This window comes from Ruegeria sp. AWH4_226, assembly GCF_056159225.1.
The window spans coordinates 1,244,656-1,261,846 of record NZ_JBSWUU010000001.1; the positions used below are offsets into that span (position 1 = coordinate 1,244,656).

Annotated in this window: 20 protein-coding genes; 5 read left to right on the top strand and 15 right to left on the bottom strand. The window is 57.9% G+C overall.

The window, feature by feature from the left end:
- Positions 1-4 precede the first annotated feature (4 nt).
- The 3 genes from ACXAET_RS06015 to prfA all read right to left on the bottom strand — a co-directional run bounded on the left by ACXAET_RS06015 (position 5) and on the right by prfA (position 2,724).
- Complete coding sequence (locus ACXAET_RS06015) at positions 5-586, bottom strand: DUF4167 domain-containing protein (protein ID WP_475182575.1); 582 nt, start codon at positions 584-586, stop codon at positions 5-7.
- A gap of 243 nt (positions 587-829) precedes the next feature.
- Positions 830-1,672, bottom strand: a complete 843-nt coding sequence (gene prmC / locus ACXAET_RS06020; RefSeq protein ID WP_475182578.1) for a peptide chain release factor N(5)-glutamine methyltransferase — start codon at positions 1,670-1,672, stop codon at positions 830-832.
- Entirely contained in the window at positions 1,669-2,724 is a 1,056-nt protein-coding gene (gene prfA, locus ACXAET_RS06025; protein ID WP_475182582.1) for a peptide chain release factor 1, read from the bottom strand. The genes prmC and prfA overlap by 4 nt, the downstream gene beginning before the upstream one ends.
- 63 nt (positions 2,725-2,787) lie before the next feature.
- On the opposite strand from prfA, the gene ACXAET_RS06030 reads away from it, so the two are divergent.
- Positions 2,788-3,090 (top strand): hypothetical protein, encoded by a 303-nt coding sequence (locus ACXAET_RS06030; protein ID WP_475182583.1) that lies wholly within the window; start codon positions 2,788-2,790, stop codon positions 3,088-3,090.
- Here ACXAET_RS06030 and ACXAET_RS06035 read toward each other — a convergent pair.
- The 4 genes from ACXAET_RS06035 to ACXAET_RS06050 all read right to left on the bottom strand — a co-directional run bounded on the left by ACXAET_RS06035 (position 3,016) and on the right by ACXAET_RS06050 (position 6,639).
- A complete protein-coding gene (locus ACXAET_RS06035; RefSeq protein WP_475182586.1) occupies positions 3,016-3,420 on the bottom strand; it encodes a DUF1499 domain-containing protein in 405 nt (134 codons plus the stop codon). The genes ACXAET_RS06030 and ACXAET_RS06035 overlap by 75 nt on opposite strands.
- A gap of 63 nt (positions 3,421-3,483) precedes the next feature.
- On the bottom strand, positions 3,484-4,431 hold the full coding sequence (speB, locus tag ACXAET_RS06040) for an agmatinase (RefSeq protein WP_475182589.1): 948 nt from the start codon (positions 4,429-4,431) through the stop codon (positions 3,484-3,486).
- A 63-nt stretch (positions 4,432-4,494) separates the two neighbouring features.
- Positions 4,495-5,463 (bottom strand): agmatinase, encoded by a 969-nt coding sequence (gene speB / locus ACXAET_RS06045; RefSeq protein WP_475182592.1) that lies wholly within the window; start codon positions 5,461-5,463, stop codon positions 4,495-4,497.
- Between the two features lie 12 nt (positions 5,464-5,475).
- Entirely contained in the window at positions 5,476-6,639 is a 1,164-nt protein-coding gene (locus ACXAET_RS06050; protein ID WP_475182596.1) for a M20 aminoacylase family protein, read from the bottom strand.
- A 66-nt stretch (positions 6,640-6,705) separates the two neighbouring features.
- Here ACXAET_RS06050 and mazG point away from each other — a divergent pair, with 66 nt between their 5' ends.
- From mazG to ACXAET_RS06065, 3 genes are all read left to right on the top strand, one after another.
- Positions 6,706-7,563: a nucleoside triphosphate pyrophosphohydrolase gene (gene mazG / locus ACXAET_RS06055; RefSeq protein WP_475187125.1), complete on the top strand. Its 858-nt coding sequence runs from the start codon at positions 6,706-6,708 to the stop codon at positions 7,561-7,563.
- A 63-nt stretch (positions 7,564-7,626) separates the two neighbouring features.
- Positions 7,627-8,568, top strand: coding sequence for a nucleoside hydrolase (locus ACXAET_RS06060; RefSeq protein WP_475182599.1), 942 nt, complete (start codon positions 7,627-7,629; stop codon positions 8,566-8,568).
- On the top strand, positions 8,565-9,014 hold the full coding sequence (locus ACXAET_RS06065) for a GNAT family N-acetyltransferase (protein WP_475182603.1): 450 nt from the start codon (positions 8,565-8,567) through the stop codon (positions 9,012-9,014). The genes ACXAET_RS06060 and ACXAET_RS06065 overlap by 4 nt, the downstream gene beginning before the upstream one ends.
- Here ACXAET_RS06065 and ACXAET_RS06070 read toward each other — a convergent pair.
- The 7 genes from ACXAET_RS06070 to ACXAET_RS06100 all read right to left on the bottom strand — a co-directional run bounded on the left by ACXAET_RS06070 (position 9,011) and on the right by ACXAET_RS06100 (position 15,367).
- Positions 9,011-9,178 (bottom strand): hypothetical protein, encoded by a 168-nt coding sequence (locus tag ACXAET_RS06070; protein WP_475182604.1) that lies wholly within the window; start codon positions 9,176-9,178, stop codon positions 9,011-9,013. The two genes, ACXAET_RS06065 and ACXAET_RS06070, sit on opposite strands and share 4 nt — an antisense overlap.
- A 161-nt stretch (positions 9,179-9,339) precedes the next feature.
- Entirely contained in the window at positions 9,340-9,864 is a 525-nt protein-coding gene (locus ACXAET_RS06075) for a GNAT family N-acetyltransferase (RefSeq protein ID WP_475182607.1), read from the bottom strand.
- A 38-nt stretch (positions 9,865-9,902) separates the two neighbouring features.
- Positions 9,903-11,180 (bottom strand): phosphopyruvate hydratase, encoded by a 1,278-nt coding sequence (gene eno / locus ACXAET_RS06080; protein ID WP_475182610.1) that lies wholly within the window; start codon positions 11,178-11,180, stop codon positions 9,903-9,905.
- A gap of 144 nt (positions 11,181-11,324) precedes the next feature.
- A complete protein-coding gene (locus ACXAET_RS06085) occupies positions 11,325-12,206 on the bottom strand; it encodes a DMT family transporter (RefSeq protein ID WP_475182612.1) in 882 nt (293 codons plus the stop codon).
- Between the two features lie 137 nt (positions 12,207-12,343).
- Positions 12,344-12,757 (bottom strand): Fur family transcriptional regulator, encoded by a 414-nt coding sequence (locus ACXAET_RS06090; RefSeq protein WP_475182615.1) that lies wholly within the window; start codon positions 12,755-12,757, stop codon positions 12,344-12,346.
- 25 nt (positions 12,758-12,782) lie between these two features.
- Entirely contained in the window at positions 12,783-13,535 is a 753-nt protein-coding gene (locus ACXAET_RS06095) for an endonuclease/exonuclease/phosphatase family protein (protein ID WP_475182618.1), read from the bottom strand.
- Positions 13,536-13,948: 413 nt separating this feature from the next.
- Positions 13,949-15,367 (bottom strand): protein adenylyltransferase SelO, encoded by a 1,419-nt coding sequence (locus ACXAET_RS06100; protein WP_475182621.1) that lies wholly within the window; start codon positions 15,365-15,367, stop codon positions 13,949-13,951.
- A gap of 86 nt (positions 15,368-15,453) precedes the next feature.
- On the opposite strand from ACXAET_RS06100, the gene ACXAET_RS06105 reads away from it, so the two are divergent.
- The gene (locus ACXAET_RS06105) at positions 15,454-15,873 is read left to right on the top strand and encodes a cupin domain-containing protein (protein ID WP_475187131.1); all 420 of its coding nucleotides are present in this window, start codon (positions 15,454-15,456) and stop codon (positions 15,871-15,873) included.
- A 41-nt stretch (positions 15,874-15,914) separates the two neighbouring features.
- Here the strand turns inward: ACXAET_RS06105 and ACXAET_RS06110 are convergent, their stop codons facing one another.
- Positions 15,915-17,048, bottom strand: a complete 1,134-nt coding sequence (locus tag ACXAET_RS06110) for an anhydro-N-acetylmuramic acid kinase (protein WP_475182625.1) — start codon at positions 17,046-17,048, stop codon at positions 15,915-15,917.
- Positions 17,049-17,191 lie beyond the last annotated feature (143 nt).

Here is a 17,191-nt window from a genome sequence, read left to right on the forward strand (position 1 = left end):
GCGCTTATTCCGCAGCTTCGGGTGCGTCGCCATCTGTATTCGGCGCTTCGTCCGCTGTCTGAGCCTTTGGCTTCCGCGTACGCGGACGACGGGCAGGTTTTTCTTTCTTCTCGGGCACGTCTACCGCCGGAGCCGCAGTCTGACTTTCCGGCGTCTCGACCAGACCGGATTCAGGGGCTGACCCTTCGCTTGCGAAATCCATCACATCAGGTTGCGGCGATTCGGCCAGATCGGCTTGGCGGGCAGCTTCACGCTCCTGCCGCTCGGCGCGCTCGCGGTCACGCTCGGCCTGGCGTTCGCGATTCTGGCGCTCCTGCTCTTCCCGGCGTGCTTCGATTTCGCGCTGCGCTTCGCTCAGCAAACGCAGGTAATGCTCGGCATGCTGCTGAAAGTTCTCGGCAGCCACACGGTCATTCGAAAGCTGGGCATCGCGCGCCAATTGGTTGTATTTGTCAATGATCTGCTGGGGCGTACCGCGCACCTTGCCTTCAGGACCCGAGCTGTCAAAAACCCGGTTCACAACGTTGCCACCAGAAGGACGATTGCGGTTGTTCTTGGCCCGCGAGCGGGATTTGGAAGATCTCATCTTAATTTACGTCAGCCTTGTCATTCGGTGCCGTTTACGTCGCGCCCTGCACTGCTCAGTGGCATTAGCCGTCACGCGATGTCGACTTTTTTGGGCTTGGCGTCAGGGGCCCGCTGAAACAGCGTCAGCCTCGCCGACTGACTCTGAGTAAACATGTCCAGCGCGCGCAGACAAGAGCTTTGTCCAATAATTCGCAGCTTTTTTACAATTATCGGCACTTTTTGGCCTCACCTTAGGCTGCAACTATGGCATTCTGGCCATAACAACACGATCACGACCGTCCAGATCGGGGATGATCCGCGTTCCCGTCAGACCCGCTGCTTCCAACAACGACACAACGCATTTTCCCTGAGTTGGTCCAATTTCCACCAGGATACGCCCTCCGGGCATCAGGAAATCCGGAGCCGAGGCGGCGATATGACGGTATGCGCCAAGGCCGTCACCCTCGTCCGTCAAGGCCATACGCGGCTCGTGCTCTCGCACTTCGGGCGAAAGGTCCTGCAGCTCGCTCAGCGCAATATAAGGCGGATTCGAAACAATTAGATCGAATTGCCCCTGAATGTTCTCAAACCAGTCAGAGCATACAAGCTCCGCCCGTGTTTGTATCTTGTGAGAGACAGCGTTCGCACTGGCCTGTAGGCAGGCAGCCTCGCTCAGATCTGCGCCAACGCCCGTCGCGCTGGTCCGTTCAAGCAACAGTGTGATCAGGATACAGCCGGAACCGGTGCCCAAATCCAATACATGGTCAAACGGTTCGCTCAGCGCTGCCTCGATCAGCGTTTCGGTTTCAGGACGCGGATCAAGAACATCGCGGCTGACACGGAACCGACGGCCGTAGAATTCACGTTCGCCCAGAAGATGTGATACCGGCACCCGAATGGCCCGCAACGAAATCAACTGGTCATAGCGTTCCGCGATTTCGGGTGACAGTTCTTCAGGCGCGATCAGCGTGACCCGGCTGGCTTCGATCCGCGCGGCATGGGCCAACAGGACCCGCGCATCACGGGCAGGATCATCCACACCCGCGGCCCGCAGGCGTGCGGTGGCCGCGACCATAGCCTGCGCTGCCGTCAGCGCGGCGATCATTGCGCCATCTCCGCCAACAGCCGCGCCTGATCATCAGCCGTCAGCGCGTCGATCACCTCATCCAAGTCGCCCTGCATGACCTGATCCAGCTTGTACAGCGTCAGGTTAATCCGATGATCCGTCATACGGCCCTGCGGAAAATTATACGTCCGGATGCGTTCAGACCGATCGCCCGAGCCAACCTGGCTGGCCCGATCTGCCGAACGTTCACTGTCGATCCGCTGCCGTTCAAGATCAAAGAGGCGTGTTTTCAGCACCTGCATCGCGATCTCACGGTTGCGATGCTGCGACTTTTCCGAGCTTGTCACCACCAAACCGGTCGGCAGATGTGTGATCCGCACCGCCGAGTCGGTTGTGTTCACGTGCTGCCCGCCAGCCCCCGAACTGCGCATCGTGTCGATACGAATATCATTGGCGTCAATCTGAATATCGACATCCTCGGCTTCAGGTAGAACCGCGACTGTTGCCGCCGACGTATGAATGCGTCCGCCACTTTCGGTTTCCGGTACACGCTGAACCCGGTGCACACCGGATTCGTATTTCATCCGGGCAAACACATTGTCGCCTTTGATATGGGCGACCACCTCTTTGATCCCGCCAAGGTCCGAGGTCTGCTCCTCGATGATTTCAAACTGCCAGCCGCGGTTTTCTGCATAGCGCTGATACATCCGCAGGAGGTCACCCGCGAACAATGTGGCCTCATCCCCACCTGTGCCCGGTCGAATCTCCAGCATCGCTGGGCGCGCGTCTGCCTTGTCACGCGGCAAGAGCGCCAGTTGCAGCGCATGTTCGGCCTCGGGGATTCGGGCTTGCAGCGCCGGAATCTCCTCTTCGGCCAATTCCTTCATATCCGGATCAGACATCATCGCCCTGGCCTCGGCCAGATCAGCGATCAACTGACGCCACGACATGATCTGATCAACGACCGGCTTCAGGTCGGAATACTCCTTGGCCAGCGCCGCGATATCTCCGCCCGAGGCGCCATCTGCCATGGCCGCTTCGAGATACTGGAATCGCTGGGTTATCTGCACAAGGCGTTCTTCTGGGATCATCCGCGCGGTGTCTCTTAATCCGAGGCTTTGGTCAAGGGCCGACCGTGTGCTAAGCTGCGGCTCATGAAAGGTTTGGCGCTTGTTTTTCTATTGTGCGCGGCCCCTGCCCTGGCCGATGTTGTTGGCCCTGGTGGCAAGGTACAGGACTGCTATTGTACCGACAAATCCGGCACACGCATCGAACTGGGCGAGCTGATCTGCCTTCAGGTCGATGGCCGTATGTTCACGGCACAGTGTCAGATGTCATTGAACGTGCCGATGTGGCGAGAAGTGCAAGAAGGATGCTTGTCTTCAAACCTTCAGAGCATCCAGCCATCCATCAACTCGGTCCCGATTTACTCCGAAATCGCTCTGCCCAAATCGTAGACGCCCATATATGCGCAGGATGTCGCCGTCCTGCTGCACTGTTGTGTAGTCCGGAAAACCAAAGACCCTGCTGCGCGTTATGTAGGTGACCATCCCCTCTGACACCGATCCCGCCAAGACATCAGTGCGGGGCGCTTGCGTGGCAATGACATGCAGCCGTTCCAAACCGTTGGGTACGTCTTTGACAATGCGGAATACGCCGTCGGGCATATCCCGATCGGCGTCACCTGCAAGGGCTACGTGCCAGCGATCAGGGTCAGACGGGGCGAAACGAAATGCGGTCAATGCGATCAAAACGGCCAGAAGCACCAAAATCAACACGCGTTTCATCCCGAACCTTTTATTCTGCAGGGCAGTTCTCAGATCATTGAAATAGAGTGCGTGGAAGAATTTCTACCGTGATGACACTCCGGGAAGGATGCACAGCATCTCAAACAGCAAGTTTGCTGCCGTAAGCGCCGTATTTCCCGATGGGTCGTAGGGCGGTGAAACCTCAACCAGATCGCAGCCCACCAGATTGATTCCGCCAAGCGCATGGATCAATTGCAGCGCCTGCGGGGTCGTCAGTCCCCCGATCTCGGGCGTGCCAGTGCCCGGGGCGAAAGACGGGTCCAGGCTATCGATGTCAAACGACAGGTAAACCGGGTGATCCCCGACCGTCTTGCGGATCTGGGACCCGATTTCCGTAAGATTCTGCTGCCACAACTCCCACGCGGGGAACTGGTTGAAACCCCAGCCCTTGGCCTCGGAAAAATCCGATGCTGCGTAGCCCGAGCCGCGAATGCCAATCTGAAAGGTCTTGTCAGGAATGATAAGCCCCTCTTCGAAAGCGCGGCGGAAGACGGTGCCATGCGTCTCTTTCTCGCCAAACATCTCATCGTTGACATCTGCATGCGCGTCCACATGGACCAACGCAACTGGCCCGCGCTTGGCTGCGATCGCTCGCAGGATCGGCAATGTGATCGAATGATCGCCCCCCATGGCAACAGGCGTCACTCCGTTGGCCACGACGGCATCGTAGCTTTCCTTGATGATCTTCAAACTGTCGGCCAGTGAAAAGGTGTTGATCGCCAGATCGCCAATATCTGCGATCTGCAAACTGTCAAAGGGCGCGGCAGAGCTTGCCATATTGTAAGGCCGGATCATCGCGCTTTCGCTGCGAATTTGCTTGGGCCCGAATCGAGTCCCGGACCGCCACGATGTCCCGATATCCATTGGAATGCCCAAAATAGCCACATCCAGCCCGGCCAGTTTATCCGATTGCGGCAGACGCATGAACGTGTTTGGCCCCGAAAACCGCGCAAGGTCATTTCCGCTGATGGGTTGGTTAAAATCAGTCATTCTTGAATTTCTCCCGTCTGGCCTTTTGGTGAGCCAGATAGCGGAAAGATGGCTAACCAATGGTTAACCCTGCTCCAACTTTCTCCAACCCAACAGGCAGATGATCTGCGTTGCAACATGCGCCCCTGCAATCGCCGTCGCGCCCGATGTGTCATAGGGCGGAGAGACCTCGACCACGTCCCCGCCTTTGATGTTTATTCCTGCGATATCGCGCAATATGATCTGCGCCTGGATAGAGCTTAGCCCACCCCAGACCGGCGTACCTGTGCCGGGGGCAAAGGCGGGGTCCAAGCCGTCGATATCAAAGCTGAGGTAAACCGGGCTGTCGCCAAGAATCGCTTTGATCTTTTCCGCCACTGCAGCGGGTCCGGCTTCATAAACTTCCCGTGCGTCGATAATGTTGACGCCCAGCGTATCTTCGTTGGTGGTGCGAATCCCCACCTGAACCGAGCGCTTAGGGTCAACGATCCCAGACTTCACTGCCTTATAGAACATCGTCCCGTGGTCTACGCGGGACATATCGTCATCCGCCCATGTATCTGTATGCGCATCGAATTGCAGCAGCGACATGGGCCCATATTTCTCGGCATAGGCTTTCAGGATCGGAAAGCTGATATAGTGATCCCCGCCCAGCGAAACCGAGGCCACGTCAGCCGCCAGGATCGTTCGGATATGGTCGGTCAGCAGATCGGGGAAGGCCGGAATATTGGCATAGTCATAGGCCACGTCGCCGTAGTCGATGATCGCCAGCTCACTCAGCGCATCAAAGGGCCAGCCATAAGGCGCGTCAGGGGATTGCAACGCGCTGGCCTCGCGGATCGCGCGGGGACCAAGGCGGGTCCCGGGCCGGTTGGTGACGGCCTGATCGAACGGCACGCCAGTGACAGCGATATCCACACCGGTCAGGGTCTTGGTGTAAAGCCGCCGCAGGAAAGAGGTTGCCCCGCCAAACGTATTTTCAAAAGACAACCCCTTGAGGTCCGGGTTGGTAAAAGCTTCGTCTACCTGAGTCTTTGCGTCTTCAAGTGCCATGTGGTTTCCTTTTTACCCCAGCGGCTGCGCCTTTTCCACGATCCGCGCAAGGAACGAGGCGCCCACCGGCGCGATCTCGTCATTGAAATTGTATTTCGGATGGTGCAGCCCGGCCCCCTCGCCTTGACCCAGAAACAGGTAGGCGCCCGGGCGGGCTTGCAGCATGTATGAAAAATCCTCGGCCCCCATATTGCGGGTCATATTGTCGACAACCTGTTCGGGCCCCGAAACTTCGCGCGCGACATCCGCTGCGAAGCTGGTGCGTTCGGCATCGTTGATCGTAGCCGGGTAGTCGATCTCATAGTCCAGCCGCGCCTCGACCCCGTACGAGGCCGCCTGCCCCTGTACGATCTGCTCCATCCGCTCAATCACCATCTGTTGGACCGCTGGATCGAACGTGCGTACCGTGCCGTTGATATAGGCTGTATCGGGAACGACGTTATTCACCGTACCTGTGTGAATCTGCGTGACGGAAACGACAAGATCGTCAAGCGCGTGGTGATTTCGGCTGACGATGGTCTGAAGCGCCTGCGCGATACCACAGGCGGCCATGACCGGATCGCGGGTCTCGTGCGGCATGGCACCATGACCGCCAACACCTTGGATATACACATGGAACGTGTCCACCGCCGCCATAATCGCTCCCGCTGTCGTGTGAAAGGCGCCCACGGGCAGGCCCGGCGCGTTGTGCAGCGCATAGACTTGGGCAATGTCGAATCGGTCCATAATGCCTTCTTCGACCATAACACCAGCACCGCCACCCTCTTCTTCGGCGGGCTGAAAGATCAGCGCCACCCGACCACGAAAATTTCGCGTCTCGGCCAGGTATCGCGCGGCCCCCAACAGCATCGTGGTGTGGCCGTCATGACCACAGGCATGCATTTTGCCGGGATGCTTCGAAGCGTATTCGACACCCGTATCCTCAGGTATCGGCAGCGCGTCCATATCTGCCCGAAGGCCAATTGTCGCGCCATCGCCCTGCCCGTTGATAATCGCGACAATCCCCGTTGTTGCGATTCCTTCGTGCAGTTCATCCACGCCGAACCCACGCAACCGGTCCGCTACAAAAGCCGCCGTTTCATGGCAGTCGAAGGCAAGTTCGGGGATGGAATGCAGATGTCGGCGCCACGCGGCCATATCGGAAGAGAAATCAGCAATTCGGTTGACGACCGGCATCTGGGGTGGACTCCTGATCCTGAGTGCGGAATGCATGCATCTGACACCGGAACGAAAGGGTTCGCAATGGCCGAAAATCCTCTGATCCACGACAGCGACGCAGGTATCGAACGTCTGCTGGAAATCATGCGACGCCTGCGCGATCCTGAAACAGGCTGCCCGTGGGATATCGAACAGGATTTTGGCACGATTGCCCCCTACACGATTGAAGAGGCCTATGAGGTCGCCGACGCCATCGAACGCGAAGCGTTTGACGAGCTGAAGGGCGAGCTGGGCGACCTGCTGTTCCAATCCGTCTTTCACGCGCAGATGGCCGAAGAAGCCGGGTATTTTACCTTTCAGGACGTGGTCCGCACCATGTCGGACAAGATGGTCGCCCGCCATCCGCATGTGTTCGGAGACGAATCCCGTGAAAAATCTGCGGAGCAGCAGACGCTGGATTGGGAGACCATCAAAGCGGCAGAACGCGCTGGCAAAGAACAAAAAGGCGCGCTGGACGGTCTTGCAGCAAACCTGCCCGCCCTGCTGCGCGCCCACAAGCTGCAGAAACGCGCCGCGCGTGTGGGGTTCGACTGGCCCGATGCCAGCCATGTCCTCGCAAAAATCACCGAAGAAGCCGCCGAGTTGGAAGAAGCACGCAACCGGATGGACCCCGACGCGCTTGAAGATGAGTTCGGCGATCTGCTGTTCGTGATGGTCAATCTGGGCCGTCATTTGGGTATCGAACCCGAGGCCGCTCTGCGCCGTACCAACGCCAAGTTCACCCGCCGCTTTGAACAGGTTGAGGCACGCCTGGCCGCCCGTGGCAAGACCCCATCACAAAGCGACCTGGCAGAGATGGATGCGCTCTGGGATGAGGTGAAAACCGAAGAGCATCGTGCCAATGGCAAACTCCCGCCTGTGGATGTACCGAGCAACGCCTGAAACCGCTGGACAAGCACGGTGACACTTGCGAGTGTCCGCGCTTCAAGATCCCGGAGGTAAGGCATGGCACCGCGCAAAATCATCATAGACACCGATCCTGGTCAGGACGACGCAGTGGCCATCCTGCTGGCGCTGGCCAGCCCGGAAAAGATCGACGTGTTGGGGATTACCGCCGTCGCCGGAAACGTGCCGCTGGAGCTGACCGCCAAGAACGCGCGCATTGTCTGCGAGTTGGCGGATAAAACACATATTCCAGTTTACGCCGGTTGCGACCGCCCCCTCAAACGCCCTTTGGTCACGGCAGAGCATGTGCATGGCAAAACCGGGCTTGATGGCCCTGTCCTGCCTGATCCACAAATGGCTTTGACCGACGGGCACGCGGTGGACTTCATCATAGACACGCTGCGCAAGCACGAGGCTGGAACTGTCACGTTGTGCCCGCTGGGGCCGCTGACCAACATTGCCACCGCCTTTCAGAAGGCCCCTGACATAATCGACCAGGTGCAGGAAATTATCTTGATGGGCGGAGCGTATTTCGAGGTGGGAAACATCACTCCGACCGCAGAATTCAACATCTATGTCGATCCGGAAGCCGCTGATATCGTGTTTAAATCTGGCGTTTCAATCGTCGTCATGCCGCTGGACGTAACGCATAAGGCTCTGGTTACAAAAGACCGTAACGATGCCTTCCGCGCGCTTGCTACCAAGGTCGGTCACGCCGTGGCCGAGATGACGGATTTTTTCGAACGCTTCGACAAGGAAAAATACGGCTCGGAAGGTGCGCCATTGCACGACCCCTGCGTGACAGCCTATCTGATCCAGTCAGAGCTGTTTTCGGGCCGTCACATCAACGTTCAGATTGAAACGCAATCCGAGTTGACGATGGGCATGACGGTCGCCGACTGGTGGGGCGTCACGGACCGCCCGCCCAACGCATTGTTCATCGGGGATATTGACGCCGATGGGTTCTTTGATCTGCTGACAGAAAGGCTGGCCCGGTTATGAGCGCCGCACTAAGGCTCGCCCGTCCCGAGGATCTGGACCGTCTCATGGGCTTGGTCACAGCTTTTCATGCCGAAGAAGGCATTGAACAGGACGCGGATCAAAGACGTGACGCCCTTTTACCACTGCTGGAGGGTATCCCCCACGGATGCATTTACCTGATCGGTCCGGGTCGCGCACCGTTGGGCTACATCATCCTGACCTTCGGCTGGTCGGTCGAATTTGGTGGCATGGACGGCTTTGTCGATGAAATCTACATTCGCCCTGCCATCCGCGGACGCGGCATCGCCACAGAGGTGCTGAACGATCTGCCTAAAGCATTGTCCAACGCGGGGTTGACCGCCCTACACCTTGAAGTCGATCGCGCGAACGAGACCGCGCAGAAGCTTTACTTGCGCACGGGGTTCAAACCGCGCGACAAATACATGCTGATGAGCAAGGTCCTTTAACGCGACTCGCCGCGGAAGATGAACGTCGGCATATCCATGTCTTGAACCGGGTCACCGGACGACACCGTTTCACCCGTGATCGGATATGTCCCCGGTCCCGCGCAGGCCGCCAGGAATATGGTGCTGATCACTGAAGCTACGAGAAGGAATTTCGAACCAGTCATGGTGTGCTCCTTTCTGTAATTTGTTCAGAATACCTCAACTCAATCCGGGACAAGTATGAAAAAGTTCACACATAATGATATATTTGATGATTTATTTTTTACGCGACGGATTCCTCTGCGTTTTCAATTCGAAAACCAAGCATAAAATCTATGCATGTTCTTCAAGCAGAGTTGTTCGCGCGCAAATCCATCTCAAAAAACAGCAAATGACCCTTCGCGATTTCTGGAATCTCTGAATACGCATCCCGCAAAGAGAACCCCATCGACAGGTATAAACGCGCAGCCGTCTGCATCGGTTTGCCCGTGTCCATACGGATATAGTCAAATCCACGCTCGCGGCACTGTTCGATGAGGGATTGCATTATCGCGAAACCCACACCTGCGCCCCGAACGCTATCTGCCACAAAAACGCGTTTTATCTCGGCTACGCGCGGGGCGATGGTGTGGAACATCCCGCACCCGACGGGCTGACTATCTTTCAAGGCAAGACGCATACCACCGTTTGGAGGGCTGTGTTCAGTTTCTATAGACGAAAGTATCCGCGCATATTTTTCGCGCGGATAGAAGGTTCGAACTATTTTCCGAGAGTGCGCATCCAGCGTTAGCAAAAAATCACGATAGTCCCAGCACAGACGCCGGACCGCTTCGACTTGGTCCGGCGTTGTGGGTTCTGTAATGCGAAGCACGGGCTGATCCTCGGTAAATTCAGGGATCAGCGTAACACTCAGCGCTTGAGGATCGAAGCCCCGGCATATTCTGCCACTTCGCCCAGAGATTCTTCGATGCGGATCAATTGGTTGTACTTGGCCAACCGGTCCGACCGCGCAAGCGAGCCGGTCTTGATCTGACCGCAATTGGTTGCAACGGCAAGATCGGCAATCGTGGCGTCTTCGGTTTCACCCGAACGGTGCGACATCACGTTGGTATAGCACGCACGGTGGGCCATATCGACGGCGCGCAGGGTTTCGGTCAGTGATCCGATCTGGTTCACCTTGACCAGCATCGAGTTCGCGCAACCGCGTTCGATCCCCTCGGCCAGACGCTCCGGGTTGGTCACGAACAGGTCGTCACCCACCAGCTGCACTTTGTCGCCGATGGTGTCGGTCAGAGCCTTCCAGCCGTCCCAGTCATCCTCGGACATGCCATCTTCGATCGAAATGATCGGATAGTCGTTGACCAGAGCCGCAAGATAGTTCGCATTCTCTTCTGAGGTCAGGCTTTTTCCCTCACCCGACAGAACGTATTTGCCGTCCTTGTAGTATTCGGTCGCCGCACAATCGAGGGCAAGGTGAATCTCCTCACCCGGTTTGTAGCCCGCCTTTTCGATGGACTTCAGAATAAAATCCAGCGCCTCACGGGTAGAGGCGATGTTGGGTGCAAACCCGCCTTCATCACCGACACCTGTGGCCAGCCCCGCCGCTGACAGTTCTTTTTTCAGTGTGTGGAACACTTCGGAGCCCATGCGAACCGCTTCGCGGATATTCGCGGCCGAAACGGGCATGATCATGAATTCCTGGATGTCGATCGGGTTATCTGCATGCTCGCCCCCGTTGATGATATTCATCATCGGTACTGGCAAAACGCGGGCCGACGTGCCGCCAACATAACGGTACAAGGGCTGAGTGGTGAAATCTGCCGCCGCCTTCGCAGTCGCCAGTGAAACGCCCAGAATGGCATTTGCCCCCAGACGGCCTTTGTTCTCGGTCCCGTCCAGTTCGATCATGGCTTGGTCGATGGCGACCTGCTCAGTCGCGTCGAAGCCAACCAGTTCCTCGGCAATTTCACCGTTGACTGCGGCAACGGCCTCGAGCACGCCCTTGCCCATATAGCGCGACTTGTCGCCGTCACGCTTTTCCACCGCCTCATAGGCTCCGGTAGACGCACCCGAGGGTACAGCAGCGCGGCCCATGGTGCCGTCTTCCAGAATCACGTCCACCTCAACGGTCGGGTTACCCCGGCTGTCCAGTATTTCGCGTGCGTGGATGTCGATGATGGTGCTCATGAGGCGCGTTCCTGTCGCTAAAATAACTTGCACGCCTCATACCATCACCCTGCAAAAAGTAAACCGGATACGTTACCGCTAACACGGATAACTACCTGAGTTTAGGGCTAACAGTTAAACGATTTCGCCACTTGCGGCGCTCCTTCAGACTACGGCAGCAAGCTCACGGGCCAATTTGCGCTCTCTCATGAAGGTGTACATTCCCGACCCCATGATCAACGTGGCGCCGGCCAGTGTCATCAGGTCAGGACGCTCGCCAAACATCAGCATCCCCGCCGCAATCGAAAAGACCAACCGCGTGTAGCGAAACGGGGTCAGCGCCGAAGCCTCACCAATCCGCATGGCAGTGACGATCCCATAGTAGGCGACGACGCCAAACACGATGGCACCCAAATACGGACCAACTTGAGCCGCTTGCAGTGGCACCACGGGTTGCGCGGTAACAAACTTTAGAACGAGGCCGGCAAGCGCAATCGCAAGATAGGCTTGAAGCGCCACGACAGAAGAAGCCACCCGGACATCCAGCTTACGCGTGATCAGGTCGCGCGCGGCAATCGCAATAACAGTGGCCACGACAAACAGCGACTCGGGCTGAAAACCCTGAAGCCCTGGGCGGATAATCATCAATACACCGATAAAACCCACGCCAATCGCGCTCCAACGTCGCCAGCCGACATGCTCGCCCAGAAACAGGGCAGCTCCCATAGTCACGGCAAGCGGCATTGCCTGAAACACCGCGGCTACGGTGGACAGCTCCACCAAGGACAACGCGGTCACGAAAGTCAGCGCGCCAACCGCTTCGGCGCCGGCACGTATCAAGGGAAGTGGACGCCATGCAAACGGATCAAAGATACGTTTGCGCGTGACCACCGACATCACGGCGAAAACCAACCCGCAGACCAGCCCAAGAACAATCATGATCTGACCGGTCGGAACAGTGGACGACAGGTGCTTGATAAACATGTCCTCAAGAGTGAAGGCCGCCATCGCACCGACGACCAGCAATATGCCGTTTACGTTGTTCATGATCGTGTCCGTTGAAACCTTCGGCCCGACTCACGGCCGCAATCTTCACCAAAAGCGCAACCAAGCCTCACGGGCAAGTGCTATCGGGCCGGAAAACATGAATTCCCGTGCGCCTGCCCTTCGCGATCCGTGATGATTCAGTCCTGTTTGAGCGGAACGCCGTACAGTTCCAGCCGGTGGCCTTTCAGCTTGTAACCCAGCTTGGCCGCGATCTTTTCCTGCAAAATTTCGATTTCAGGGTCGACGAATTCGATCACTTCGCCAGACTGCAAATCGATCAGGTGGTCGTGATGATCACGCTCGGCATCTTCATACCGCGCGCGCCCGTCTCCGAACTCCAGCCGGTCGAGGATCCCCGCCTCTTCGAACAGTTTCACGGTGCGATAGACCGTAGCGATCGAGATACCCGAATCCACCTCGGACGCGCGGGCATAAAGCTCCTCGACATCGGGGTGATCGTCGCTTTGCTGCAGCACCTGTGCAATTGTGCGGCGCTGGCCCGTCATGCGCAGTCCTTTTGCTTCGCAGCGGGCGATAATCGTATCGGTCATGTGTGACCCTCAGAGTAGTTCGGGGTTATGTCTTAATACGTCTGTGCGGATCGCGCCACAGGGGATTTGCGCCTTGCGTCACACGACGCAGGTCAGCCCAGATCGGCAGGTGATCCGAGGCGATATGAGCGGGCCGCGCATCATGCACACCGTGCAACACCGCCTCTAACCCATCGCCCAGCGCGATCCGGTCCAGCGCACCCAGCGGTTGGGCAGCTGGAAAACTAGGCACCGGTGGCAAAAATCGCATATCCGGGGCCAGATGATCCAACACCGGCTGACGCGACCATTCGTTAAAATCCCCCGCCCACACGGTCGGCATATCGTTGAGCTTTTTGTCAAATCGGCGGATATGTATGATCTGCTGCCGCCTCGATGCAGGCAATAGACCAAGATGCATGCCAATCACGCGCAACGGTCCGATTTGCGTGTCGAACTCAACCTGAACCATGCCTCGCGGCTCTAGCCCCGGCAGGTCGTGGTGGCCTTTTTGGCGTACGCGGATCGCGTCTCCGCGCCAAATTACGGCATTGCCATGCCAACCCAGACTGCCTGCCCCACCCAGATCAACAATCTGCCACCCTGCCTCATCCAGCATAAAATGCGGCAATGCTGCAGGGCGTGGCGGAAGGCGTTTATCGGCCTCTTGCAGGACCACGATATCAGCTTTCATGCTGTCGATAACCTGCATGATGCGCTGGGGCTGCCGTCGGAAATCGAGCCCGACGCATTTCTGAATATTGTAGCTGGCAATGCGCAGGGTCGACTGGGGTTTCATGTGGCTCTGATCAAACAAATACAGATAAAGTGCCACGCTGGGCGCTGGGTGCAACCCCCTGCTTCCCGCCATACAGGGTGAACCGCGACAACCTGACTAAAAAATAGGCGGCAAATGCAGCTCCTCTTGATCACCGCGCCCTTGGCACCTTATGCCGACACGACAAGGGATATCCGCCCTGACGTTTCGGGTGTCATTAATACAGTGCTGGGTTTGGTGCTTCTTTCAGCGATTTATATTTTGCCAATGATCTTCATGACTATCTGGCCTGCGACCAAGCTATCGCCTGCGCGAAGCGTTTGGCGCAGCGCTGATCGTCAGTGCCGCCGTGTCAGAGATTTTGCGGGATTAAACGGCACGCCAGGTGTCTACCGACAGGGGCTTTAAACGTTCAGATCAACCCAAAGGCACCTTTACGTCCCGCAGAAAGTCGCATGGACCACTTCCCTTTCGGTCGGAGGCCGCGCTAAATCACTCGCATCGGGCTGATCCTCGTAGGGGTGTGCAAGCACGGCGTTGAGCCGGTAGAACGGGGTATAATCCCCTTGAACAGCCGCCTGGATCATCTGCTCAACCCTGTGGTTGCGCGGGATAAAGGCGGGGTTGGCAGCATTCATCACGGCCTGAGGGTTTTCCTCGCGCTTCAGCCGTTCCCGCCAGCCCTTCGCCCAGTCATCGAATGCGTCGGGGGCAAGGAACTGATCGCGAGCCTTGTCACCGCTCAAAGCCCGGAAGGTGTTGGTGAAATCGGCCGAGTTTTGCGCCATCCGGGTCAGCAGGTCAGCGATCAACGCCTCATCGCCCTCATCTTCGGATAACAGACCGATCTTGGCCCGGAACCGGGCCAGCCATTCCTGCTGTATCAGAGGGGGCATCGCATGCACGATCTCGGTCGCCTCCTCAACGGCTTGTTCGGGATCATCGAATTGCTGGATCAACGCCGTTGCAAGCTGTGCAAGGTTCCACACGGCAATGTCGGGTTGATTGGAATACGCATAGCGCCCCATCCGATCGATCGAGCTATAAACCGTATTGGGGTGGTAGCTGTCCATAAAAGCGCACGGACCATAATCAATCGTCTCTCCGGCGATTGAGAAATTGTCGGTATTCATCACCCCGTGGATAAAGCCCACGCTCATCCAGCCTGCAATCAGCCGAGCCTGAGCGTCGCGCACCGCGCGCAACAGATCCATCGGCCCCGATGCGTTTGGATAGTGTCGGGCGATGGCATAGTCGGTTAGACGCTTCAGGCTGTCAATCTGTCCCCGACCGGCAAACACCTGAAACGTTCCCACGCGCAGATGGCTTTGTGCGATGCGTGTCAGGACCGCTCCGGGCATCGGACCTTCGCGCAGAACAACCTCACCGGTTTCAACCGCGGCCAGCGCTCGGGTCGTGGGAATGCCCAGCGCGTGCATCGCCTCAGACACAACATATTCCCGTAGTACCGGGCCCAGCCACGCACGGCCATCGCCCCGGCGGCTGAACGGGGTCTGACCCGATCCCTTCAACTGAATGTCACGGCGTACGCCATCTGTACCAACGGTTTCACCCAGAAGAACGGCGCGCCCATCGCCAAGCTGGGGGTTGTAGTTACCGAACTGGTGCCCCGAATACAGCTGCGCAATCGGTTCGGCTCCTTCAGGAACAACGTTCCCCGCAAAAGTCTCGGCCATTTCCTCAACGTCACCGGGTGCTACACGCAATATTTGCGCCAAGCCCTCATTGAATGCGACAAGGCGCGGCGCGCGCACGGGAACCGGCGCCTGACGGGCGAAGAAGGTGTTCGGAAGCCGAGCGTAGCTGTTGTCAAAAGGGATATTCAAGGTCATGCCGCAAACATATTGTCGAAACGCCCAAATACCATAGCGGATCGCACGTCCGCATGCATAATCGATCCAACACGCCCGAGGCCCCCATGACCGCGCAAGAGATCATCGACCGCCTGCACCTGCAACGCCACCCCGAAGGCGGCTGGTTCCGCGAAACCTGGCGGGCCGACAACGCTGGTCGCGCTACGGGCACCTGCATCTATTTCCTATTGCAAGCGGGTGAACGCAGCCACTGGCACCGTGTTGACGCAACCGAGATATGGTTGTTCCACTCAGGTGCGCCGCTGATCCTAACCCTCAGCCCTACGGATGATGGCCCAGCGACCGACCACATGCTGACCCCTGACCTGACCAAGGGCGCGCCGCAAATGATCGTGCCCAAGAACCACTGGCAGTCTGCGCGCACGACCGGCGACTATACTCTGGTCAGTTGCACCGTCTCGCCGGGTTTTGAGTTTGAAGGCTTCGTGTTGGCCGAGCCGGAATTTGATATACCGCGCGGTTGAAAGGCTAGCTTTTGCGCGTTCAATAGTGTCGATCCCGGTTTTCAAGCATTGGCAATTGTCTGGTTTCGCCCCGGAACCATGCTCACAACCCCGCCGCCAACAAGCGCTTTGACGCCTGTTGTTCCGGGGCACGAGGTTGGCAGGCCGCGCGCAACGCGGACAGCCAGATAGGCAAAGGCTTGCGCCTCAAGCATGTCGCCGTCCAGACCCACCGCCTCGACCGGTTCGACCGGACAATCAAGTGAGACACGCAGCATTTCCATCAGCACCGGGTTGTGCCGCCCGCCCCCGGTCACCAACACGCGCGCAGGCGCTTTCGGGCAATGCTCCATCCCCTGGGCCACGCCTGCCGCACACATGGCGGTCAGAGTGGCCACGGCATCGGCATCGTCCAGTTCCTTCACCAGCTTGATCATCTCGGCAAAGTCGTTTCGATCCAGAGACTTGGGCGGCATTCGGTTAAAATAGGCCTCAGCCAGAAAAAGTTCGAGCGCGCCGGTCTCAACCGTGCCGCCTTTGGCCATTGCTCCATCGCGATCCATCGGCAGGCCGAAACGCACTTGCATCAGATCATCCACCGGCGCGTTGGCTGGACCGGTGTCAAATGCCAACAAAGCTCCGGGTCTCTCTGGCGCGTCAAAGCTGGGGTCCACATACGTAAGGTTCCCCACCCCGCCAAGATTCAGGAAACACAACGGCTGAGTCGCGCCGATCCATTTGGCGCAGGCGAAGTGAAAGAACGGCGCCAGAGGCGCACCCTCACCCCCCATTGCGATATCATCACTTCGGAAATCCCAAACAACCGGCACGCCCAGTGCCTGCGCCAGCCCTTTGCCATCGCCCACCTGCAAGGTGCCCCGCCCGCGCGGCTCATGCGCCAGGGTTTGTCCGTGGAATCCGATCAGGTCAACCGCATCAAATTCCGAGAGCGCCTCGGCATGAGCAATCGTCACCAACTCAGCAGCCCTATCCACCATCGGTCCGTGCCAATGGCCCAGTGCGGCGCGCAGATCAGCTCGTTCGGTTTTTGTATAGGCGCGATAGCCGCTCGGGCCGAACCCAAAAATCTGGTACCCGTCAGTTTCAACAACCGCGGCATCCACACCATCCAGCGATGTACCTGACATCGCCCCCAAGGCCCTGATCGGTCCGTGTTTCCTGATAGCCCGGTTCACACCCACCTCGGTTTTTGTTGTTTGATGACGCTCAACCTGCACTTCAGACGACCGGTAAAGCAAGTTGCATCAAACTCAAACGCTCAATTTCGGTGCTGTATGGGTGCCTGCGACCACAACAGCTCTACAGACGCTTGCGTGAA